The following is a 24,358-nucleotide window of genomic DNA, read 5'->3' as shown; positions in this document are numbered from 1 at the left end:
GGTGGGCAAGCCTAGCCAACCCGCCGCCGCGCGTCTGCAGCGGACCAGTGAGTACGGCCTAATTTCGGATTGCCACCCGTCCCCCGAGACTCGTTCTGGTTCTGAACCTGCCCGATGATCTACCGACCCGCCGCCGCGATCACTGGATGCGTCCATCGAGCTGCGGTTCGAGCGGCGCTCGTGATCGTTGAACGACGCCGGAGCCGCACGGCCCAGGCGACAGGAACGTGTTCCCGTTTATGGTCTCCGGTAACGCTCAGAACCGGGCGCGAGCCGTTCGGACCGTGTCAGCGCCCGACGAATGCCGCCGAACCTGGACCGTCGGCCAGGTATGACTCGGTGCCGATGCGGCGGTCCTCGGTGCCGAACAGCGCGGTCCATTCGGTGCGGGCTCGGTCGAGGCCGTGCGGGCCTGCTTCGAAGACCGCCTTGGCGGCAGCGAGGGCGCGGGCGGGGCCGTCGGTGAACTGCTCGGCCCAGCGCATGGCGGCGGTGTAGACGTCGTCGGGGGCGACGACCTCATCGACCAAGCCGAGGGTGCGCGCCTCGTCGGGTCCGACGAAGCGGCCGGTATAGACGAGATCCTTGGCGGGACCCGGACCGATCAGCAATGCCAGGCGGCGGATGCCCGCGAGCGGAATGAGACCCGCCTTGATCTGGGGCAGACCGAGTTTGACATTGTCACCGATGACGCGTCGGTCGGCGGCGAGGGCCAGCTCCAGACCCCCGCCGAGGCAGTAGCCGCTGATCGCGGCGACGGTGGGCTGAGGCACCTTGGCCAGGCAGCCGAGCGCAGCCTGCAGATCCGCGGCCATCGCGTCGGCCTGGTCCTGGGTGCGGCCGGAGAGTTCGGCGAGATCGTCACCCGCCGAGAAGACCCGCTCGTCGCCGTAGACGACCAGCGCCGCGACCCCGGGATGCGCGGCGACGACCGCGGCCGCCTCGGCTACCTCCAGCACCACCTGCGCATTCAACAGGTTCAGCGGCGGGCGATCGATCCGGAGGACGGCGACGCCGCGCACAGCGGAATCCTCGGGCAGCTCAAGGGTGACGAATTCGGCCATGGCAGGAAACCTACTGCCTCACGGCCGCACGGATCCCTTGAGCCTGCTGGCATCCGGAAGATCGGCGAAGTACCGCTGGTTGTTCGGGAATTCGAGCACCTGCTGCCCGTCGGGGCCGGAGAGCACCGGCATGATCGGTTCGACCACCTTGTCGAGGGCCAGAATCTCCGCGGTGGAACCGAATTCGCCGATGGCGTCCAGCTGCGCCCAGGTCGGCGGCAACAGAATGTCGGTGCCTGCGCGCCAGCGTGCCAGCGCCTCCGCCGCGGTGCGCCACTGCACCTCGGCCGCCTCCGAGGTCGCGCCGTCGGCCAACTGCCCATGCGGCAGCACCGCGACGAAGAACCGGGTGTCATAACGCCGCGGCTCGATCACCGGGGTGATCCAATTCGCCCACGGCCGAAGCAGGTCCGCGCGCAGCACCAACTTCTCCTCGGCGAGGAACGCCGCGAGTGATACCTCGCGCCGCTCCAGTCTGCCTCGGGCATCGTGGTAACCGGTGGTGTCGGAGACGACGGTATCGGCGGTCGGACCGGCCAGCAGCACACCGCATTCCTCGAAGGTTTCGCGCACGGCGGCGGCGACCAGCGCCTTGGCCCGTGGTTCGGTGGTGCCGAATTTCTCGGCCCACCAAGCGGGTTCGGGTCCGGCCCACTCGATATCGGCGGTCCCGTCCGAGGGGTCGACCCCGCCGCCCGGGAAAACGGTCATACCGGCGGCGAAGGCCATCGCCCCGACCCGGCGCTGCAGGAACACCTCCGGCCCGGCGGCACCGTCGCGCACCAACATCACCGTCGACGCATCCTTGGGCGACGGCATTGTCGGCGAGTCGGCCTGCGCGTTTGTCTCACTCACCCCTGCACCCTAACGCTCGCTTGTTTTACGGCGTAATCCCACACCCCACCGGCCCGCTGCTCGGTCACCCCGTCGACGAAGGTAGTCACAAGGCGGCTCGGCGATTCTGCGGGACCGCCGTATCACTACGCTCGGCGGATCGTCAGCGGGAGCGGTGCCGACCGAGGCGACGGGCGCGACGGGCGAAGTAGCGTCCGTCGACGCGGTCGAGTGCGATCGACTGACGGAAGGCCTCGCTCAGGTTCTCCGAGGTCAGCACGTCGGGCAGCAAACCCTGCGCGACCACCGCACCCTCGTTCAGCAGCAGACCGTGGGTGAACCCCGGCGGAATCTCCTCGACATGGTGGGTCACCAGCACTGTCGCGGGCGAATCGGGATCCGCGGCCAGATCGCCGAGGCGTTCCACCAATTCCTCACGCCCGCCGAGATCCAAACCGGCGGCGGGCTCATCGAGCAGCAGCAGCTCCGGATCGGTCATCATCGCGCGGGCGATCAGGACCCGCTTGCGCTCACCCTCGGACAGTGTCCCGTAGGTGCGATCGGAAAGATGTTCGGCGCCCAGGCTCTCCAGCATGTCGATCGCGCGGTCGGTATCGACATCGTCGTAGCGCTCCCGCCAGCGGCCGAGCACCGCATAGCCCGCGGAGACCACCAGATCGCTGACCTTCTCGTCGCGCGGAATCCGGCTGGCCACCGCGGCCGAGGACAATCCGATGCGCGGGCGTAGCTCGCTGACATCGGTTTTGCCGATCACCTCACCGAGCAGATGGGCAATGCCCGAGGTCGGATGCACTTCAGCGGCGGCCATGCGGAGCAGCGAGGTCTTGCCCGCGCCGTTGGGTCCGAGGACCACCCAGCGTTCGTCGAGCTCGACCTGCCAGGTGACCGGGCCGACGAGGGTGTGACCCGAGCGTCGGATGGTCACGTCGGTGAAATCAATGAGCAGATCGGGATCCGGTTGCGGCACGGGCTCCATCTTGGCTCAAATGTGCTGCGTTCGTACGACCGGCCCATGCCGGTCGGCACGACGGGGCCGCTCGACCGTGCGGCGACGCGAGGACGCGGACGGCGCGCGCACCGCACCCGGCGGATTGTTCGGGGGCTCATCGGTGGAGCGGAACATCCGCGCGACGATCAGGGCCAATGGAATCGAGCACCCTACCCAAACGGCGAGTATCACCAACAGCGTCGTCATCATCATGGCCTCCGGCGAGTTGCGTGCGGGCGGTCCTGTTCCGTCGAACGTACCCAGATCGGCCCTGGGCGAATCCCCTAACGCCGAACAGCGAAATATCTACGAAATGCAATCGATTGTGGAGCCTGGAATGTGAATCGTGTGCGAGGCGATTCACCGCGGCGGATCAGTGGATCAGTCTTGTCCGGAGTGTCCGGGTACCGCGATCACCGTTATCGAGCCCGGCGCGACCTCGGTGAAACCGGCATCGCGCACTGCGACGGCATTGCCGCGAGACACCTGCTCGCACAGTGCCGCCCAGTGCTCCGGTCCGGATTCGCGTACCGCGCAGCGGAACTCGCGCTCCGACCACAACCGGGCCTGGTCCACCGTGAGCGCACCGGCGAGCAACATGCTGGCGTGACCGACCTGTGCGGCGGCCTTGCCGAGGGTCATACCGAGCTTCGCGTTCACCCACAGCACCGGCAGTTCGGGATCCACGGGCCCGGGATCGTCGTGCTCGAGGTCGGTGCCATTGATCTGCAGTCGATTGATCCGCGGATCAATCGCGCCCACCGGCCCTGGCACGAATGCCCGCGCCTGCGCACCGTCCACCTCGACAGTCACTCCGTCGACCTCGTTGGCGGCCAGCCATTGTGCACCGCGCGCCCGCCGCGCCACCTTGCGGATCCGCGAGCGCTTCCAGGCCAGGAACCGTTGCGCCCACTCCCCCTCGGGCCCGACCCGCTCGTCCAGGCACAGCGCCACCGTGGCCGCCGCTGCGGCCGCCAGCAGCGCACTGCGCTGCGGCGGGTCGGCCTTGGGGATGTGCAGCACCATCTGCATGGCCTGCACCAAGGCGGGATCCGCTGGATCGCCGAGACCGCCGTAGCCGCGCGCCAGTTCCGCGTGCCGGATGCGGAAACCCTCGATGCCCGTGGACAATTCGGTCTCCGCCGTACCACCGTCCCGAACTCCGGCGGTGCTCTCCGGGATACTCGACATCACTCCACCTCGATCGTCAACGACAACTCCCGTGCGGACGGCGACACCGGCCTCGCCGCACGTCCTCGAGTGCAAGCTTCGTAACGCCCGCCGCATTCCCGCGACGTGGCTCAGGTGCCGATGAGTGGCACGCGGCGGATGCCGCCATCACGGGCATCAGCGGCCTCCACCTCGTCTCGGGTGACGCCGAGGATGAACAGCACCGCGTCGAGATAGGGGTGGGACAGGGCCGCATCGGCGACCTCGCGCAGCGCGGGCTTGGCGTTGAAGGCGACGCCGAGTCCGGCCGCATTGAGCATATCGATGTCATTGGCGCCGTCCCCGACGGCGACGGTCTGCTCCATCGGCACCCCCGCCTCCGCCGCGAACTTCCGCAGCGCGGTGGCCTTGAACGCCCGGTCGACGATCTCGCCGACCACTCGGCCGGTCAACTTGCCGTCCTCGACCTCGAGGGTGTTGGCCTGGACGAAGTCCAGCTCCAGTTCATGCGCGAGCGGCTCGATCACCTGACGGAATCCGCCCGACACCACGCCACATCGGAATCCGATGCGCCGCAGCGTCCGAATCGTGGTGCGCGCACCAGGGGTCAGTTCGATCCGGTCGGCGACCTCCTCGATCACCGACTCGTCCAGGCCCTGCAGGGTCGCCACCCGCTGGCGCAGCGATTCGGCGAAGTCGATCTCGCCGCGCATGGCCGCCTCGGTAACCTCACGGACCTGATCCTCCACCCCGGCGTGCGCGGCCAACATCTCGATGACCTCGCCCTGGATCAGTGTCGAGTCGACGTCGAAGACGATGAGCCGCTTGGCCCGCCGAGCCAGCCCGGCCCGTTCCACCGCGACATCCACCTGTTCGGCGACGGCTACCTCGGCCAGCGCTGTGCGCAGTCGGGCATCCGAATCGGGTCCGGTATCGGTCGCGGTGACCGAGAGCTCCATACCGGTCACCGGGTAGTCGGCGATGCCGCGGATGGTGTCGATATTGGCGCCGAGCGCGGCGAGCTGACGTGAGACCGCACTGAAGGCGCGCGCGGTCACCGGGGCGCCGAGGATGACCACCGCGTGGGTGGACATCGGCTGCCTGCCGATCTGCGCGCCGACCTCCACGTCGACGTGCATGCCGACGGTGTTCATCGCCTCTTCGAGCTCATCCTGCAGCGCCTCGGGATCGCTCGGGCAGGTGACCAGCACGCCGAGGGTCAGTCGGCCGCGGATGACCACCTGCTCCACATCCAGCAGGCTCACGTGGTGCCGCGACATCGCCGCGAGCAGCACGGACGTCACACCGGGCCGGTCGGGTCCGGTGACGGTGACGAGGACGGTGGTGTCGGCCAACTGAGGTGCTCCAAAGTTAGTTGAGTGCCGAGGCTGTGCTGGACCCCGATGTCGCAACACTTCGGTCGATGTTCCGCTGCACAAACGAGTGTGCACCCGCTGATGACCAGCAGGTGCACACTCGTCGATCGAAACGCTAGTGCTTTGCCAAGGCGCCTTCATGCACCTCGGTGGCATGTTTGCCCGAGCCCCAGCCCACGTGCGCCTCGGCCCGCATTCGCTCGACCATATGCGGGTAGTGCAGCTCGAAAGCGGGACGCTCGGACCGGATCCGCGGCAACTCGTAGAAGTTGTGCCGCGGCGGCGGGCAGGAGGTGGCCCATTCCAGCGAATTGCCGTAACCCCACGGATCGTCCACGGTGACGACCTCACCGTAGCGGTAACTCTTGAAGACGTTCCAGATGAACGGCAGCATCGACGCGCCGAGGATGAAAGCACCGATCGTGGAAATGGTATTCAGCGTGGTGAATCCGTCAGAGGGCAGGTAGTCGGCGTAACGACGCGGCATACCCTCGGCGCCCAGCCAATGCTGCACCAGGAAGGTGGTGTGGAAGCCGACGAAGGTGGTCCAGAAGTGCCACTTGCCGAGGCGCTCGTCCATCATGCGGCCGGTCATCTTCGGGAACCAGAAGTAGATACCGGCGTAGGTGGCGAACACGATTGTGCCGAAGAGCACGTAGTGGAAGTGCGCCACGACGAAGTACGAGTCGGTGACCTGGAAGTCCAGCGGCGGCGAGGCCAGGATGACACCCGACAGACCACCGAAGAGGAAGGTGACGAGGAAGCCGATCGAGAACAGCATGGGCGTTTCGAAGGTCAGCTGGCCGCGCCACATGGTGCCGATCCAGTTGAAGAACTTCACACCGGTCGGGACCGCGATCAGGAAGGTCATGAACGAGAAGTAGGGCAGCAGCACGGCGCCGGTGGCGTACATGTGGTGCGCCCACACCGCGATCGACAGCGCCGCGATACCGAGGGTCGCGTAGACCAGCGTGGTGTAACCGAAGATCGGCTTACGCGAGAAGACCGGGAAGATTTCGGACACGATGCCGAAGAACGGCAGCGCGATGATGTACACCTCGGGGTGGCCGAAGAACCAGAACAGGTGCTGGTAGAGCAGGATGCCGCCGGTGGCCGGGTCGTAGATGTGGCCGCCGAGGTGGCGGTCGTAGGCCAGGCCGAACAGCGCGGCGGTCAGCAGCGGGAAGGCAAGCAGCACGAGGACGCTGGTGACGGCGATATTCCAGGTGAAGATCGGCATCCGGAACATGGTCATACCCGGCGCACGCAGGCAGACGACGGTGGTCAGCATGTTGACGCCACCGAGGATGGTGCCCAGACCCGAAACCGCGAGGCCCAGGATCCAGAGGTCGGTGCCGACGCCAGGCGAATGCAGGATGTCGGTCAGCGGCACGTACGCCGTCCAGCCGAAGTCCGCGGCGCCGCCGGGGGTGATGAAGCCCGCGGTCGCCATGGTCGCGCCGAATGCGTACAGCCAGTAGCTGAAGGCGTTCAGTCGCGGGAAGGCGACGTCGGGGGCGCCGATCTGCAGCGGCAGAATGATGTTGGCGAAGCCGAACACGATCGCGGTCGCGTAGAACAGCAGCATGATCGTGCCGTGCATGGTGAACAGTTGGTTGAACTGCTCCGTAGACAGGAACTGCAGACCGGGACGGGCCAGCTCACCACGCATCAGCAGGGCCATCAGACCACCGATGAGGAAGAACGCCATCGAGGTGGTCAGGTACATGACACCGAGGACCTTGGGGTCGGTGGTGGTGACCATCTTGACGATGAACGAGCCCTTCGGCCCGGTCCGAGCCGGATACGGCCGAGTCGCTTCCAACTGAGGGACTGGCTTTGGCTCTACGGCAGTCACTGATCCTCCTGAAAGGTGCCTTTAGGTCGCTCCGCAGGCTCCGCTGCTCGCATCCGTCCCACTACCGGGAGCAGACGAGGAGTTCGCTTGCGCTCCTGAGATCGTAAACGTTGCTGCCGCAGCATTCCGCACGGGTCCTACTCTGTGTCGTATTTCGTCGTCCGGTCCAGTTGCCCGCACAACTAGCCGACCTTTTGGTTGTGACCTGCAAGCAGTCACTACCGATGACTTTCCAGAGCGGCCGACGTCTCAATCGGTGACAGTGTTCCACCCGTGCTATCTCCGAGGAGACCATTCATGACCGCACCGAAGATCGGCGACCCCTGCTGGGTCGACCTCTACACCTCTGATCCCGATCGGGCCATCGACTTCTACGGCCGGCTGTTCGGCTGGACCGCCGAGCGCGCGGGCGAGGAGTTCGGCGGCTATATCACCTTCCGCAAGGACGGCAAGGCCGTCGCGGGCGGCATGGGCAAGACGGCCGACAGTGCCGAAGGACCCGATCAATGGACCGTGTACCTCGCCGCACCCGATGCCAAGGCCACCGCCGACGCGGCCGTCGCACACGGCGGCGCGGTCGTCGTGGCGCCGATGGATGTCGGCGATCTCGGCGCAATGGCGGTGCTCGGTGATGTCGGCGGCGCCGGCGTCGGCATTTGGCAGGCGGGCGAATTCAGCGGTTTCGAGAGCATCGGCACGGTCTCGGGCGGCGCGTGGAGCGACCATGCGGGCACCCCGTCCTGGTTCGAACTGCACACCCGCGACTACGCGGGCTCACTCGCCTTCTACCGCGACGTCTTCGGCTGGAGCGATACCTTCACCATCGCCGACACTCCGGAGTTCCGCTACACCACCATTCATGCCACCACCCCGATGCTCGGCGGTGTCATGGACGCCTCCGCCTTCCTGCCCGAGGGGGTACCGGCGGGTTGGACCGTTTATTTCGGCGCCGATGATGTCGACGCGGCCGCGGCCGCGGTTGTCGAGTTGGGCGGTACGGTGCTGTCCCCGCCGGAGGACACACCGTACGGCCGGATGGCTCAGGTCGCCGATCCCACCGGTGCTCGGTTCAGCATCGGTGGCAATGCCGACGTCAAGTGAGCCAGGGGCGGCCGACCGCGCGGAATCATCTGTCCGATAGCGAGATTCCGTGCGGTCACGGCCGAATGTCCGGACGTGACGGGTGCGCCATGGTGGCCTCGCGTCCCGGACCCCGTGGCACGCGGTACCCTCACCCGCATGCCGGTGAGCGCCCTTGTTCGCACCCGAAACCGCACCCCTGACGACTGCTTGCCGGTCGCTGGAAGCCGATACGGCACCGCCTGGAATCGCGTGGTCCGGCACCGGGGGACCGCGGTCGCCCTACTCTGCGCCGCACTGCTCGTCGCGGGCTGCAGTCAGCAGGACGACGCCAGTTCGATCGTGCGCACCACGACGAATATCGCGGGTGCCGGCGTGGTCGGACTGGACCGCGACACCTCGCAGGCGTGCCCGTTGCCGAGCGCGCCCGATCCGTCGAGCGGCAAGACCCGCACCGTCACTCACGCCGCGGGTACCTCCGAGGTGCCCGCCGATCCGCAGCGCGTTGTGGTGCTGTCCACCTCGGCACTGGACGCCACCTGCGCGGTCGGTCTGTGGGAGCGCGTGGTCGGCGCGGCCCCGATCGACGGACCGCGCCCGCAACCGACGTATCTCGGATACGGCGTGCTGAAGATTACCGCGGTCGGTTCGGCCGCACAGCCCGATCTCGGACAGATCACCGCCCTGCATCCCGATCTCATCATCGGCGATACGTCCGCTGGCCCAGGCGGTTTCGCCGCACTGCAGGCGATCGCACCCACCGTGCTCGCCGATCCCGGTAGCGGCTGGCAAGCCGAATTCACCACGCTCGCAGCGGGTCTCGGCCGCCGCGGAGCCGCGGCCACCGCATTGGAGAACTACCGCGCCGAGGCCAAGGAAACGGGTAATGCGCTGGCCGCCAGCCAGACTCAGGCCTCGGTGGTCCGCTTCACCGCCGATCGGAATCAGGTCCAGGGCAGTAACAGCTTCGCGGGCCAGATCCTCGCCGACGTGGGTGTGCAACGCCCGACCATGCAGCGCGGTACCTCCTTCGACGTGACCGAACAAGACCTGATCAAGGCCGAGGGCGACATCATCTATGTCATCTTCGCTGGCGAGTCGGGCGAGCAGCACGGCAAGACGGTGCTGCGCGGCGATGCCTGGAAGGACCTCGGCGCCGCCACCGATAAGCGGGTCTTCGCGGTCGAGGACACCATTTGGCACGGCAACGGCCTCACCGCGGCCCGCGCCCTGCTCGCCGATCTGCGCGGCAGCCTCAACGGGTTCGTCACCGACTGAGGCTCTGTTATTGGCCGCGCGGGCGCGGCGGGTTCGCGGCCCCCTTGGTCTCGCGTCCGAGCCGTCGAGACTCGCGCCTTCGGCGCATCGCTTCGACGACTCGGACGCGAGACGGGCCGCGAACGGTCGCTCGTAAGACTCGCTCCGTGGTGGTCGCTGATGGACGGATCATTCGGCACTGGATGTATACCGGCCCAGCGGTCGAGACTCGTGCCTGCGGCGCATCGCTTCGACAACTCGCACACGAGACGGCCGCGAACGGGTCGCTCACAAGACTCGCTCCGTGATGGTCGCTGATGGACGGATCATTCGGCACTGGATGTATACCGGCCCAGCGGTCGAGACTCGTGCCTGCGGCGCATCGCTTCGACAACTCGCACACGAGACGGCCACAAACCCCCCGCTCACAAGACTCGCTCCGTGATCGTTGCGAGTAGCTTCGTCGGTCCGATCAAGCGCACACACCTTGGGTGGGTATTCGATCACCCTCGGTGTGCGCCGACCAGCGCTTGGGTAGCTGTCGCCAATCCCTCCCGACAGCGAGATTAGAGAGGTACCTAGAGCACCTCCGACAGAACCTGCGAGGGACACACAATGAGCACACTGATCGAATCGCCCGCCGACAACGTCATCCAGATGCAGCTGCGCCTGCGGACCGTGGTCAAGTTCGATCGGAATGCGGTCTCCACCAACTCCGGGGCGCTCGCCGATGTCGAGGCCGATCGCTGGGCGAACCGGCTGGCCCGGGTGCTGATCGCCCGCGGCGCGGCCGCGAACACACGGATCGCACTGGCGATCGAGCCCGAGATCGAAGCGACGGTTGCCGCATCCGCTGTCGTGAAGCTCGGCGCCACTCCGATAACGCTGGCCGACGATGCGGCCGCGGTTCCCGGCGCACACCTCGGCGTCACCACCAAGGCCCGCCGTCCCGAGCTCACCGACACCATCGACTGGCTGATCCTGGACGACCGCTCGACGCTGCAGCGCTACCTGGTCAGCTCGGACGCACCGATCACCGATGCCGATCGGCTGGCTGCACGCAAGTCCGCCTGACCTGGTATTCAGCCTGCGCGCCCGAACCGGCAGAGTTCGGGCGCGCAGCGGCGTGCGCGACCGGCCCGGAGGCGGTAGCGCAGCGTAACCACGCAGGGACTCGGGAGCGCCGCGGATCGAACAACAGTGTTGTGAATACGCCTCGGTGGGCTCGGCACCAGTCCAAAATGAACTTGCTACTACGCGACGGTCGGGACCAGCGGTGCAAAACCGCGCCAGACGTCAGAACGCAGGTGTGCTGATGCATCAACCATCTTCTTCGAACGCCGAGACAGATACCGCAGCGCCCGACAGCGCGTTCCCGCTGTCGGCAGCCCAGCGCGGCATCTGGTTCGCCCAGCACATCGCGGGCGATACGCCCATCTCGATCGCGCAGTACGTCGAACTGGTCGGCGCACTCGATCTCGATACCCTCGCCGAAGCCGCCCGCCGGACCGGACGTGAACTCGGGACCGGATACATCCGGCTGCTCGATATCGACGGTCAGCCGTACCAGTTCGTCGACACCACCCTGGTCGACGAAATCACCCTCATCGACCTGCGCGATCAGCCCGATCCGGAGGCGGCGGCGCATGCCTGGATGCGCAAGGAGTATTCCGCGCCGCTCGATCTGACGCGCGACCGGTTGGTCGCGGTGGTCATGCTGCGGCTGGCCGAGGACCGCTGGTTCTGGTATTCGCGCATGCACCACATCGTGTTGGACGGCATGGGCGCGCTGGCCCTGGTGCAGCGCACCGGCGAGCTCTATAACGCGGTCATCGAGGGCCGGGAGCCACCCGTATCCAAGGCCGAACCGCTGCGGAAGATCGTCGATGCCGATCTGGCGTACCGCAGCTCGGACCGATTCGCGGCGGACCGCGAGTACTGGCGCGAACATCTGGCCGGGATGGCCGATCCGGTCAATCTCGCGGGTCGCGCGGCCGATGTCGACGCGCATCCGAACCGGGTCTCGGGTGCGCTGCCCGCCGAAACGGCCGAATTGCTCGATGCCGTTGCGAAGGCGGCGGGCTCGGGTGCCGCGCCGACCATCGTCGCCGCGTTCGGGGCCTATCTCGCCGCGATGACCGGTGCGCCCGAAGTCGTACTGAGCCTTCCGGTCTCGGCGCGCACCACGGCAGCGCTGCGCCGCTCCGGCGGCATGGTCGCCAATGTCGTTCCGCTGCGTCTGACTTTGACACCCACCACCACCGTCGGCGATGTGATCCGAGCCGCGCAAAGCGAGCTGACCGGGGCGCTGCGCAGGCAGCGCTACCGGCAAGAGGATATTGTCCGCGATCTCGGCTGGTCGATGGACGAGGCGGTGTCCTTCGGTCCTGCCGTCAATTTGATGATGGTGGACACCAGGATTCAGCTCGGCTCGGTCACCGGACGTCTGCACGTGCTGACCTCCGGGTTGATCGATGATCTGTTCGTCAACCTGTATCCGGGGGTGGGCGGGGAGAGCACCCACATCGATCTGCAGGGCAACGGGAACCTTTACAGCACAGATGAGTTGGCGGCACACCATGCCCGCTTCTTGATGTTCCTGCACGGGTTCCTCGCCGCAGGTCCGGATGCGCCGCTCGCTACCGTCCGGGTCATCTCCGCGGACGAGCAGGATCGACTGGTACCCGCACACGGACCCGCGGCAGTAGCACCGCGCACACTTCCCGAAATCATCGCGGGTGGTGCGGCACTCGCCCCGGAGGCGATGGCGCTGCTGTGCGGCGATACCCATATGACCTACCGTCAGGTCGACGAATACACCAACCGCCTGGCCCGCGTACTGATCGCCGCGGGCGCCGGACCCGAACGCACCGTGGCGATTTCGATTCCGCGCTCGGCCGAATCGGTCCTCGCGACGCTCGCGGTGGCGAAATCCGGAGCGGCATTCGTCCCCATCGACCCCACCTATCCCGCCGATCGGATCGAGCATATGGTCGGCGACAGCGGTGTCGTCGCGGGTGTAACCGTGCACGCAGCGCGAAAGTCACTGCCGGACCGGGTGAATTGGCTGGTGCTCGACGATGACGCGACCGGCGACGCCGTGGACGCGCAGGATTCGGCGGCGATCACCGATGCCGAACGCCACCGGCCGGTGCACCTGGATCAGATCGCGTACATCATCTACACCTCCGGATCGACGGGGCTGCCCAAGGGTGTGCTCGTATCGCATCGCGGCCTGGCGAATCTGGTCACCGGTTCCGGCGCCGGATTCGGTGTCACTGCCGATTCCGTAGTCGCACATGCGGTTTCGCCCAGTTTCGATATCTCGGTCGAGGAGATCTTCGTCACCTTCGCGGCGGGTGCGACACTCGCCGTTGTGCCGCCGTCGGCGTATGCGGGCGAGGAGATGGCGGAAGTCCTGCGCGCGCATCGGGTCACCCATCTCAATGTCACGCCGACGGTGGTGGGATCGCTGGATCCGGCGGCGCTGCCGGATCTGCACACGATCATCGTCGGTGGGGATGCGTGCCCGCCGGAACTGGCCGCCACCTGGTCCGGGCGGGTGCTGTTGAACGGCTACGGGCCCACCGAAACCACCGTCACCGTGACCTTGAGCGGACCACTGAGCCCCGGCGGGCCGGTCACCATCGGCAGAATCGTACGAGGCGTCACCGCAGTCGTGCTCGACCCGTGGTTGCGGCCGGTCGCGCGCGGCGCGGTCGGTGAGCTGTACCTCGCCGGCGCGGGCGTCGCGCGCGGCTATCACCAGCGCAACGGACTGACCGCCAGCCGTTTCGTCGCCAACCCGTACGCACCGGGCGAGCGGATGTACCGCACCGGCGATCTCGTGCGCTGGACCGCACATGACGAACTGGAGTACCAGGGCCGCAGCGACTTCCAGGTCAAGGTCCGCGGGTTCCGCATCGAACTCGGCGAGATCGATGCTGCACTGCAACGGCATCCGGATGTCGACTTCGCACTTACCATCGGCGCCGAGACCGCCACCGGTGCGACCGCGCTGGTGGCATACGTTCTGGCCGAGCCAGGCACCGAGATTCACCCCGAGGCGCTGAAAGCCGCTGCCGGTGAAACACTTCCGGCCTACATGGTCCCCTCGGTCATCATGGTGCTCGACAGCATTCCGCTGACGCCGCTCGGCAAGGTGGACCGCAGGGCACTGCCCGCACCGGATTTCAGCGTCCGAACCGTCGTGAGCCGGCCTCCGTCGACGCCGCGCGAGGAGGCGCTGGCCGCCTTGTTCGCCGACGTTCTCGGACTCGATACGGTCGGTGTCGACGAGAGCTTCTTCGCACTCGGCGGCGACAGCATCATCTCCATTCAGCTGGTATCGCGCGCGAAGGCCGCCGGGATCGGCTTCAGCGCACGAGATGTATTCGAGCGCAAAACCGTTGCCGCGCTGGCGGCGATCGCGACCGAGGTGCGGGCGCAAACGGTGACCGAACTGCCCGGTGGCGGGGTCGGACCCGTGGAGCTCACACCGATCGTGCACGCCATGGTGGAGCAGGGGCCGACCTGGGACCGCTTCGGTCAGGCCGTTTTGATCGGTCTGCCAGGGGGTTTCGACCGCGACCAGCTCAGCGCCGCGGTCCGAGCGCTCATCGACCATCACGATGTACTGCGCTCCACCCTGCGGCACACCGAACAAGGCTGGGAATGGGTTGTCGCCGAGCCGGGTTCGATCGATACTGACCGCTTGGTCGATGTAGTCACCGCCGACGCCGACCCGGACGACACCTACGATCGCGAATTGCAGCAAGCGGCGGATCTGCTCGATCCCGAGGCGGGCGTCCTCGCACGCTTCGTGCTGATCGAGCGGGCGGGGGCCGATCCACTGTGCTGGTTGGTGCTGCATCATCTGGTGACCGACGGCGTCTCCTGGCGAATTCTGCTGCCCGACCTGGCGATCGCGGCAGCGGGCGGCGCCCTCGCGCCCGTCGGCACCTCCTTCCGGCGGTGGGCACACGGCCAGGCGGAGCAGGCGGCCGAACGGACCGCCGAACTGCCACTGTGGCAACGAATTCTGGCCACCCCGGATCCGATCATCGGCTCGGCGGCGCAGGATCCCGCAGTCGACGTCGTTGCGTCCATGGGTCAGTGCCGGACCACCGTTGCCCCGGATATCGCGAACACCGTACTGGCCAGCCTGCCGGACCAATTCCATTGCGGCGCAGACGATGTACTGCTCGCCGGACTCGCCCTTGCGATGCGCCGCTGGCGTGATCGCGGCACGGCGCTGCTCACCCTGGAAGGCCACGGCCGCTCCGAGACGATCCTGCCCGGTGCCGATATCGCCCGCACGGTCGGCTGGTTCACCAGCATCTATCCGGTGGCCCTCGATGTGAGCGGCATCGACATCGACGACGCCTTCGCCGGTGGTGACGCGGCGGGCACCGCGATCAAGACGATCAAGGAGCAACTGCGGGCGGTGCCGGATAAGGGCATCGGCTACGGCATGCTGCGCTATCAGCATCCGCAGACCGCGGCCGCCCTGGCGGATGCGCCGATTCCGCAACTCAGCTTCAACTATCTCGGCCGCGCGCTCACCGGCGGGCACGCGGGAGCCTGGCTGCCACAGCGTTTCGCGGCGACGCACAACGAGTCGGCGCCGCTCGCCGCGGTCGTCGATATCAACGCCGTGCTCACCGATATCGGCCTGGAAGTCACCTGGGCCTATGCCTCGCGGCTGCTCGACGAAGCGGATGTCCGCGAACTCGCCGAGCTGTGGTCGCAGGCACTGCGGGCACTCGCGACATATGCCAGCACGCCGGGCGCGGGCGGACGCACCCCGTCCGACTTCGAACTCATCGCGGTGTCGCAACAACAGATCGAGAGCTGGGAAGACGCCTACCCGAATCTCGCCGACGTCTGGCCGCTTTCGCCGCTGCAATACGGCCTGCTCTTCCACGCGCTCTACGACTCCGATACCGCCGACGGCTACACCGTCCAATCACTGCTCACCCTGGCGGGCACCGTCGACGCCGCCCGATTGCGCAGTGCGGCACAAGCTTTGCTGGAACGGCACGAGAATCTGCGCGTCGCTTTCGTCGAGACCGACGACGGTCCGCGCCAGCTCGTCCTCGCCGATGCCGAAATCCGTTGGCACGATGTGGATCTCACCGATATCGCCGATGCCGCAGAACGCGACCGCGAACTGGACCGCCTGATCGCCCTCGATGCCCGCACCCGATTCGAACTCGCCCGCCCACCGCTGGTCCGCTTCACCCTCATCCGCACCGCGGCCGATACCTATCGGCTGGTCATGACCAATCACCATCTGGTGCTCGACGGCTGGTCGACGCCGCTGCTGGTGCGCGAACTGCTGACGCTCTACGTCATGGCGGGCGATACCTCCGTACTGCCGCCCGCGCACTCGTACCGGGAGTTCCTGACGTGGCTCGACGAGCAGGACAACGACGCCTCACTCGCGGCCTGGACGCAGTCGCTGGCTGGCGTGGATACGCCCACGCGCGCGGTGCCGACGCTGGCCGGGATCGAATCGACCGAGACCGGGATGATCTCGCACGACCTGACCCGCGCGACGGTCGAGCGGCTGGAGGCCACGGCCCGCGAATCCGGCGCGACGGTGAATACGATGGTGCAGGCCGGATGGGCAATGCTGCTCGCCATGCTGACCGGGCGCACGGATGTGATGTTCGGCGGCACGGTATCCGGTAGGCCACCGGAGCTGCCCGGCGTCGAAGAGATGGTCGGGCTGTTCATCAATACGCTCCCGGTGCGGATTCAGCTCGACCCCGCAGAGAAGATCGCCGACCTGCTGGCCCGCATCCAGGCCGAGCAGGCGCGCCTGATGGATCACCAGCATGTCGGACTGGCCGCCATCCACCGGGCCGTCGGCCTCGCCGAACTCTTCGACACGCTCACCGTATTCGAGTCCTATCCGATCGACCGGGAGGCGCTGTCGCAGGCGCTCGATATCGCGGGCATGCGGGTACTCGATATCGAGGGCACCGACGCGACGCCCTACCCGTTGAACCTCATGGTCATTCCGCTGCGCGGCGACGACGGGCACGACACGCTGCGCATCACCTTGAAATTCATGGCCGACCAGCTCGATCCCACTGCGGCACAACCACTGCTGGATCGCTTCGTCCGGCTGCTGACCCAACTCGCCGACAATCCGAATGCCCTTGTCTCCCAGTTGCAATACTGCGATGACTCCGAACTCGCCACCCTACTTCCGGTGCGCGGCGCGGAATCGGTTCCGCCGCAGACACTTCCGGAACTGCTCTCGGCGGGCGCGCGCATCGATCCGGATGCCATCGCGATCACCGCGGGCGATCTCTCCATGAGCTACGGCGAACTCGACGCCTGGTCCAACCGCTTCGCCCGGGTACTGCTCGGGCGCGGTGTCGGCCGGGAGATCTTCGTCGTGCTCGCACTCACCCGATCACTGGAATCTGTGGTGGCCGTCTGGGCGCTCGCCAAGACCGGTGCGGCCTTCGCACCGCTGGATCCGAGCTATCCGGTGGACCGGATCGAGCACATGCTCACCGATTCCAAGGCCCCGATCGGGGTGACGGTTACCGCGACCGGTGAAACGCTGCCCGGCAGCATCGACTGGCTACTGCTCGACGACCTGAACACGATTCGACGGGTCATGCTCGTCTCCGACGCACCCATCACCGACGAAGAGCGCGGCGGCCCCATCGATCTCGACCAGACCGCCTATCTGATCTACACCTCGGGTTCCACCGGTAAGCCGAAGGCCGTCCTGCTCAGCCACCGCGGCATCGCGAATGTGACCACCTCTCAGCGGGAGACCCTCGACCTCGATCCCACGATCAGTGCGCTGCAGGTCGCTTCGCCGAGTTTCGACGCATCGGTCTTCGAGCTGCTGATGGCGCATTCGGCGGGTGGTCGCCTGGTGGTGTCGCCGCCGGATGTCTACGGCGGCAGCGATCTCGAGGATCTGCTGCGCAGCGAACGGGTCACCCATGCCATCATCACGCCGTCGGCGCTGGCCACCATGGAACCGACCGACCTCCCCGACCTGCGTGTGCTCTCGGTCGGGGGCGAGGCCGCAACCCCCGAACTGATCGACCGCTGGGCGCTCGAGCGGCGGATGGTGAATCTGTACGGCCCCACCGAATTCAGCATCTGGGCGACCGGCGCCGACCTGCTGCCGGGTGAACCGGTCAGCATCGGTGGGCCGATCCGCGGTACCTCGAATCTGGTGCTCGACACCTGGCTGCGCCCGGTTCCGGTGGGCATCGCGGGTGAGCTGTACCTGGCCGGTCCCGGGCTGGCCCGCGGCTACTTCAATCGGTTCGAGATGACCGCGGCACGTTTCATCGCGAATCCGTACGGCCCGGCCGGGGAAAGGATGTATCGAACCGGCGATATGGTCCGCTGGATGATCGGAGCGAACGATACGCTCGAACTGGAGTACCTGGGCCGCAGCGACTTCCAGGTCAAGATCCGTGGGCTGCGTATCGAACTCGGCGAGATCGATGCGGTGCTCTCCCACGACGAGCAGGTCGAATACGCGGTGACCATCGGCCTACCGGGACCGGCTGGCGCGACCGTGCTGGTCTCCTATGTGCTGCCCACCGCGGGCACCGAACTGGACACCGAGCGGCTGCGGGTTCAGGTGGCGGCCGAACTGCCCGGCTATATGGTGCCCGGCTATCTCGTCGTGCTCGACGAGATTCCGCTCACGCCGGTCGGCAAGCTGGATCGCAAAGCCCTTCCGGTGCCGGACTTCTCGGCCGAGCAACGACCGTATCTCGCCCCGCGCACATCCGTCGAACGAGCCGTCGCCGAGGTATTCGCCGACGTACTCGGCAGTGAACAGGTGAGCGTCGATCAGTCGTTCTTCGAACTCGGCGGCAACTCGCTCAGCGCCACCAAGGTTGTCGCACGGATCAATTCGGCCCTCGGCTCGACCATCGCGCTGCGCGATCTGTTCGATGCGCCCACCGTCGCGCTGCTGTCCGCGCGGGTGATCCCGGCCACGGACGGCAAACCGGGCCGGTTCGCCCTGGCACCACGGATCAGGCCGGACCGAATTCCATTGTCCCCGGCCCAGCAACGTATGTGGGTGCTCAATCGAATGGATCCGACCTCATCCGCCTACAACATCGCGGTCGCTTTGCGACTCACCGGCGACCTGGATATCGATGCGATGCGCCGGGCGATGGCCGATGTGATCGGCAGACACGAGAGCTTGCGCACGCTGTATCCGGTCGACGCCGAGGGGCCACGCCAGGTGGTCGTCGGCGCGGAGGTGGCCGCGCCGACCATGCCGGTGCTCGACACCGAAGACGGTGCGCCATTGCGTGCTCGGATCAACGAGCTGGCAGCCACGGGATTCGATCTCGCCACCGAACCGCCGGTGCGGGTCGGACTGTTCCGGATCGTGGCACCGGGCGCTGCCGCATCGAGCTATTCCGCCAGCGGTGTGCCGGAGGCGGCGGATCACTCCGCCGGGATCGCTCCGGTCCACTCGAGCCCGTCCGTTGGCGTCCCACCGGTGTCATCGAGTGCCTCCGCGCGGTTGGCTCCGGTGTCTTCCAGCTACACCGCCACGGATGCGTCGGTCTCGGATTCCGTCGTCGCGATATCGGATGCCGCCGGTGACACACCGGCCGACGTGCACGTCGTCGTGCTCGTGGTGCACCACATCAGCGCCGATGGCGCCTCGATGGCCCCACTGGCGGCCGATCTGGTTGCCGCGTACTCCGAGCGAACCAGCGGGGCCGACACGGCCCGGGTGCCGCTCGGCGTGCAATACGCCGACTTCGCCCTCTGGCATCGGGAACTGCTCGGCAACGAATCAGATCCGGAATCGATGGCGGCACACCAGATCCGGTACTGGACCGACACTCTCGTCGGTGCACCGGATCTACTGGAGTTGCCCGCCGACCGCCCGCGCCCAGCCGTACAGTCGATGCGCAGCGCCGACGTCGATTTCACCCTCGACGCGCCATTGCACAGCGCCATCGTCGAATTCGCGGCCGCGAACAATGTGAGCGTATTCATGGTCGTGCACGCCGCGCTCGCGGTGCTGCTTGCGCGGCTCGGCGGCACCGACGATGTCGTGATCGGCACGCCGGTCGCCGGTCGCGGCGAGGAAGCACTCGATGAACTCGTCGGCATGTTCGTCAACACCCTCGCGCTGCGCACCCCGGTCGACCCGGGGACCGGGTTCCGTCAGTTCCTCGCTACCGTGCGGGCCGCGGATCTGGATGCGTTCGGCAATACCGACGTGCCCTTCGAGCGACTCGTCCAGGTGCTCAACCCCACCCGGTCGACCGCGCACCACCCGATCTTCCAGGTATCGCTGTCACTGCAGAACTTCGTCGAACCGGTCCTGGAACTGCCCGGATTGCGGTTCGAGATCGAGGATTTCGATCGCGGTGCCTCGCAGTTCGACCTGACGCTCGATTTGCGTGAGCGTTTCAGCGCCGACGGCCCCGACGGTGTCGACGGCGTAGTGACCTATGCGACAGATCTTTTCGATGCGAGCACGGTGGCGACCTTCGCCGCGCGGTGGCGTCGCGTGCTCGCCGCGGTCGTCTCGGATATCGATCTGCGCCTCGCCGATATCGATATTCTCGACGAATCCGAACGCGCACAGCTGGTTCCGGTACGTGGCCCGCGGACCGTGGGGACGACGACGCTCGCCCGAACACTCGCCGCATCCGCCATGTCGTATCCGGACCGCCCGGCAGTGGTCGCCGACGGTCGAACGACGACCTACCGAGAGCTCGACGCCCAGTCGAACCAGCTGGCCCGACTCCTGCTCGAGGCCGACATCGGCCCGGAAACCGTAGTCGCACTCGGTCTTCCCCGCTCCGCGGAACTGCTCACCGGCATGTGGGCCGCCGCGAAGGTCGGCGCGGCATTCCTGCCGGTCGATCCGAAACATCCGGTGGATCGAATCGATCACATGCTCACGGATTCGGGTGCACGGGTCGGACTCACACTCAGCGCCTATCGGCCGTTGCTGCCCGACAGCACCGAATGGCTGGTCCTCGACGACGCCGCATTCAGTGCACGCCAGCAGGCGGCAAGTGATACGGCCCTGTCACCGAAGCCGATCCGTCCCGACAACGCGGCCTGGATGATCTACACCTCCGGTTCCACCGGAACACCGAAGGGCGTTACCGTCTCCCATCGCGGCATCGCCGATCTCATCGCGGCACAACGGGAGTCACTCGGTGTCGACGCCGACTCCCGGGTATTGCAGGTCGCCTCACCGAGTTTCGATGCATCGATCTTCGAGGCGCTCATGGCATTCGGATCCGGTGGCGCGTCGGTGGTCGCACCGCCGGAGGTCTTCGGCGGCACCGCACTCGCCGAACTGATCGCCGCCGAACAGGTCACACATATGGTGATCACGCCGTCGGCCTTGGCCACGATCGATCCCGCCGAGGTGTCGAGTGTGCGGGTGCTCTCGGTCGCGGGCGAGGCAGTCGGCGCCGAACTTGTCGAGCGCTGGTGCACCGACCGGATCATGGTGAATCTGTACGGTCCCACCGAATTCACCATCTGGACAACCGGTTCCGCGCCGCTGGTCGCGAGCACACCGGTCACCATCGGTGCGCCCATTCGCGGCGCCGCCGTACTGGTCCTCGACGACCGGCTGCGCCCGGTGCCCGTCGGCGTCGCCGGCGAGCTGTACCTCGCCGGACCCGCACTCGGCCGCTGCTATCACGCCCGGCCGAGCCTGACCGCGGCGCGGTTCATGGCCAACCCCTTCGGCGAGCCCGGCGAAGTCATGTATCGCACGGGCGATCTGGTGCGCTGGACCCGCGCGACCAGGCACGACCTGGAGCTGGAGTACATCGGCCGTACCGACTTCCAGGTCAAGGTGCGCGGCCAGCGCATCGAACTGGGTGAGATCGATGCAGTGCTCGGCCGCGCGGACGGGGTCGACTTCGCCGTGACGCTCGGCGTTCCCGGTCCCACCGGATCGACCGCGCTGGCGGCCTATCTCGTCCACAAGCCCGGTGCCGAACTCGATATCGCGCGCGTGCGCGCGGCCGCCGCCGATGCCCTGCCCGCGTATATGGTGCCCGCCGCCTTCGTCATTCTCGATGCCATTCCACTCAACGCCGTCGGCAAGCTCGACCGAAAAGCCCTGCCGGAACCCGTATTCGTCGTCGAGGAGACCGAATACCGCGCGCCTTCGACAGCGACCGAGGAAGTCTTGGCGCAGATCTACGCCGAACTCCTCCACCGCGAGAAGGTCGGCGTCGATGATTCGTTCTTCGCGCTCGGCGGCGACAGCATTCTCGCGATCCAGCTGGTATCTCGCGCGAAACTGCGCGGCATCCACTGCACGCCGCTGCAGATCTTCGAACATCGCACCGTGGCCGCGTTGGCCGCCGCCGTCGATGCCGCTGGCGCGGTCGTCACACTCGATGAACTGCCCGGCGGTGGTATCGGCGAACTGCCGCTCACCCCGAATGTGCACCATCTGGTCGACCGTGGCGGTAACTTCGACCGCTGCGCGCAGACCGCGGTGCTGGAACTTCCGGTCGGTATCGAGCGCGGCCAGCTGGTCGCCACCCTCGCCGCGGTGGTCGACCGGCACGACGTGCTGCGCTCGCGGCTGTGGCAGGCCGAGGACGGCTGGCAATTTCGGATCGACGAACCCGGCTCGGTCGACGTCGACGCGCTGGTGCACCGCATCGAATTCGATGCCGCTGCCGACTCACTCGATCTGCGCGAATACGCCGTGACCGAGTTGGATTCCGCGGCGGACCGGCTCTCCCTCGCGAATGGCATTGTGCTGCAGTGTGTCTGGCTCGATCCGGTCGGCGATGCCGGGGCCAGAACGAGATCGGGCCGTCTGCTCGTGGTGGTGCACCGGCTCGCCATCGACACCGCGTCCTGGCGAATTCTGGTGCAGGACTTGATCGCCGCATGGGCGCAGGTGTCGGTCGGGAGTACACCGGTGCTGGCCGAGAACGGCACGTCGATGCGCCGGTGGTCCTACGCCCTCGTCGAGGACGCGCAGACCGACCGCCGTATCACCGAACTCGACCATTGGCACCGGGTGATCTCCGGTCCCGATCCGCTGGTCGGCTCCCGCGAACTCGATCCGGCGATCGACCGGGCGCACACACTGCGCTCGGTCGAACTCGAACTCTCCGCCGAGCCAACCGCGGCGCTGCTCACCACCCTGCCTCGGCTGCTGCACGGCGCTGGCACCGATACCCTGCTCGCCACGTTGGCCTTGGCGCTGGTTCGGTGGCGCGCAGGCCGGAATGTGGACGAACTGACGGCCGTGCTGCGCTTGGCAGACGATCGCAGACCGGGGAACGCGATTCCGGGCGCCGACCTGAATCGGACTCTGGGCTGGCTCACCCCCGTCTATCCGGTGCGGCTGGATCTGGCCGAGATCGATATCGACGACGCCTGCGCGGGTGGCGCGGCCATGGGCGCGGCGCTGCGCGCGATCAAACATCAGCTGCTGGAGGTACCGGACCGGGGCATCGGATTCGGCGAGCTGCGCTACCTCAATGATGCCGTGGTAGAACAGCTTCCATCCCGACCGCCGGGCCAGATCAGCTTCGAATACCTGGGTCGGCGCTCGGCTGGCGATATTCCGGCCGGACTCGAAGGGCTCGGCTGGTCGCCCACCGACGAATTCGGTGAGCTGCGCGCCGATGAGTACCCCGACGTCCCGGTCACATCCGCTATCGAGGTGACCGCCGTCGTCATCGACGATCGGTTGCACGCGAATCTCCGCTTCCCCGAAACACTCCTGGGCCGCGCCGAGGTCGCCGAGTTGGCGACCCTATGGGCCGATGTACTCGGTGCGGCAGCCCATTTCGCGCAGACTCCCGCGGCGCAGCGGGCCGCCGCGGACGAAACCGCGGCCTTGGCCGCGCAGGCAGCGGCACGCGAAACTACCACCGCCCCAGCTGGACTCGGCCTCGACGTGCTGCTTGCGATCCGACTCGGCGGCAGCGATCCGGCACTGTTCTGTATCCACTCTTCCTCCGGCATGTCGTGGAGCTACCTGGGATTGGCGGAGCGGCTGCGACCGGGGCGCCCGATCTACGGTCTGCAAGCACCGGATCTCAGTGGCCGCGAACCGTCGCCGCGCTCCATCGAGGAATTCGCCGACCGGTACATTCGCGAAATCCGCGCTGTCCAGCCGACCGGGCCGTACCACCTGCTCGGCTGGTCCTTCGGCGGTATCATCGCCCACGCGATGGCGGCGAAACTGCAGGCGGCGGGCGAAACCGTCGGCGTCGTAGCGCTCTTGGACACCGACCACGCCGATATCGATAGCGACACCATCGAACGGCTCTCCGCGGGCGCCTTTGTCAATACCTTCGGCTCGATCTTCGGCATCGACGATATCCCCGCCGAGGCGACCGCGCAGGAAGCGGCCGACCTCATCGAGGCCCGGTTGGGTATGGAGTTCATCGATGCCGAGATCATCGAGCGCATGGCGGGTTCCTACAACGCGGCCGCGAGTACCCGCACCGGATACCACCGCCCGGTCTACGACGGCGACCTGCTCTATTTCAGCGCCACCGTCGACACCTCCGATATGGTCGGCCCGGACGGCTGGCGTCCCTATGCCACCGGCCGCGTCATCAACCACGACATCGAACTGACCCACAACGAACTGACCTCACCCCACGCGCTCTCGATCATCGCACCCGTCCTGGACGACCAATTGAGAACCGCCACAACCGATTGA

Annotated in this window: 11 protein-coding genes; 5 read left to right on the top strand and 6 right to left on the bottom strand. The window is 67.0% G+C overall.

Features of this window, described 5'->3' with window-relative positions; genetic code table 11:
• Positions 1 to 287: 287 nt before the first annotated feature.
• The 3 genes from ACQP1G_RS10280 to ACQP1G_RS10270 form a co-directional block, all read right to left on the bottom strand.
• Entirely contained in the window at positions 288 to 1,064 is a 777-nt protein-coding gene (locus tag ACQP1G_RS10280; RefSeq protein WP_433201415.1) for an enoyl-CoA hydratase-related protein, read from the bottom strand.
• A gap of 18 nt (positions 1,065 to 1,082) precedes the next feature.
• Complete coding sequence (locus ACQP1G_RS10275; RefSeq protein ID WP_433208362.1) at positions 1,083 to 1,883, bottom strand: NUDIX hydrolase; 801 nt, start codon at positions 1,881 to 1,883, stop codon at positions 1,083 to 1,085.
• 178 nt (positions 1,884 to 2,061) lie between these two features.
• Positions 2,062 to 2,895: an ABC transporter ATP-binding protein gene (locus ACQP1G_RS10270; RefSeq protein ID WP_433201413.1), complete on the bottom strand. Its 834-nt coding sequence runs from the start codon at positions 2,893 to 2,895 to the stop codon at positions 2,062 to 2,064.
• A gap of 133 nt (positions 2,896 to 3,028) precedes the next feature.
• Here ACQP1G_RS10270 and ACQP1G_RS10265 point away from each other — a divergent pair, with 133 nt between their 5' ends.
• Complete coding sequence (locus ACQP1G_RS10265) at positions 3,029 to 3,250, top strand: hypothetical protein (RefSeq protein WP_433201410.1); 222 nt, start codon at positions 3,029 to 3,031, stop codon at positions 3,248 to 3,250.
• 38 nt (positions 3,251 to 3,288) lie between these two features.
• Here ACQP1G_RS10265 and ACQP1G_RS10260 read toward each other — a convergent pair whose 3' ends face one another.
• The 3 genes from ACQP1G_RS10260 to ctaD all read right to left on the bottom strand — a co-directional run bounded on the left by ACQP1G_RS10260 (position 3,289) and on the right by ctaD (position 7,311).
• Positions 3,289 to 4,098 (bottom strand): peptidyl-tRNA hydrolase, encoded by an 810-nt coding sequence (locus tag ACQP1G_RS10260; protein ID WP_433201407.1) that lies wholly within the window; start codon positions 4,096 to 4,098, stop codon positions 3,289 to 3,291.
• A 110-nt stretch (positions 4,099 to 4,208) separates the two neighbouring features.
• Positions 4,209 to 5,432 carry a phosphoserine phosphatase SerB gene (gene serB, locus ACQP1G_RS10255; protein WP_433201404.1) on the bottom strand — a complete coding sequence of 408 codons (1,224 nt, stop codon included), beginning with the start codon at positions 5,430 to 5,432 and terminating at the stop codon, positions 4,209 to 4,211.
• A 136-nt stretch (positions 5,433 to 5,568) separates the two neighbouring features.
• Positions 5,569 to 7,311, bottom strand: a complete 1,743-nt coding sequence (gene ctaD, locus ACQP1G_RS10250) for an aa3-type cytochrome oxidase subunit I (protein WP_433201401.1) — start codon at positions 7,309 to 7,311, stop codon at positions 5,569 to 5,571.
• A gap of 297 nt (positions 7,312 to 7,608) precedes the next feature.
• On the opposite strand from ctaD, the gene ACQP1G_RS10245 reads away from it, so the two are divergent.
• From ACQP1G_RS10245 to ACQP1G_RS10230, 4 genes are all read left to right on the top strand, one after another.
• The gene (locus ACQP1G_RS10245; RefSeq protein WP_433201398.1) at positions 7,609 to 8,412 is read left to right on the top strand and encodes a VOC family protein; all 804 of its coding nucleotides are present in this window, start codon (positions 7,609 to 7,611) and stop codon (positions 8,410 to 8,412) included.
• 138 nt (positions 8,413 to 8,550) lie between these two features.
• Complete coding sequence (locus ACQP1G_RS10240) at positions 8,551 to 9,669, top strand: ABC transporter substrate-binding protein (protein WP_433201395.1); 1,119 nt, start codon at positions 8,551 to 8,553, stop codon at positions 9,667 to 9,669.
• Positions 9,670 to 10,263: 594 nt separating this feature from the next.
• Complete coding sequence (locus ACQP1G_RS10235; RefSeq protein ID WP_433201392.1) at positions 10,264 to 10,722, top strand: AMP-binding protein; 459 nt, start codon at positions 10,264 to 10,266, stop codon at positions 10,720 to 10,722.
• 241 nt (positions 10,723 to 10,963) lie between these two features.
• Positions 10,964 to 24,358 (top strand): amino acid adenylation domain-containing protein, encoded by a 13,395-nt coding sequence (locus ACQP1G_RS10230; RefSeq protein ID WP_433201389.1) that lies wholly within the window; start codon positions 10,964 to 10,966, stop codon positions 24,356 to 24,358.

The sequence above is a fragment of the Nocardia sp. CA-107356 genome (assembly GCF_050946365.1).
Taxonomy (GTDB): domain Bacteria; phylum Actinomycetota; class Actinomycetes; order Mycobacteriales; family Mycobacteriaceae; genus Nocardia.
This window is presented reverse-complemented; position numbering and strand designations above follow the sequence as displayed.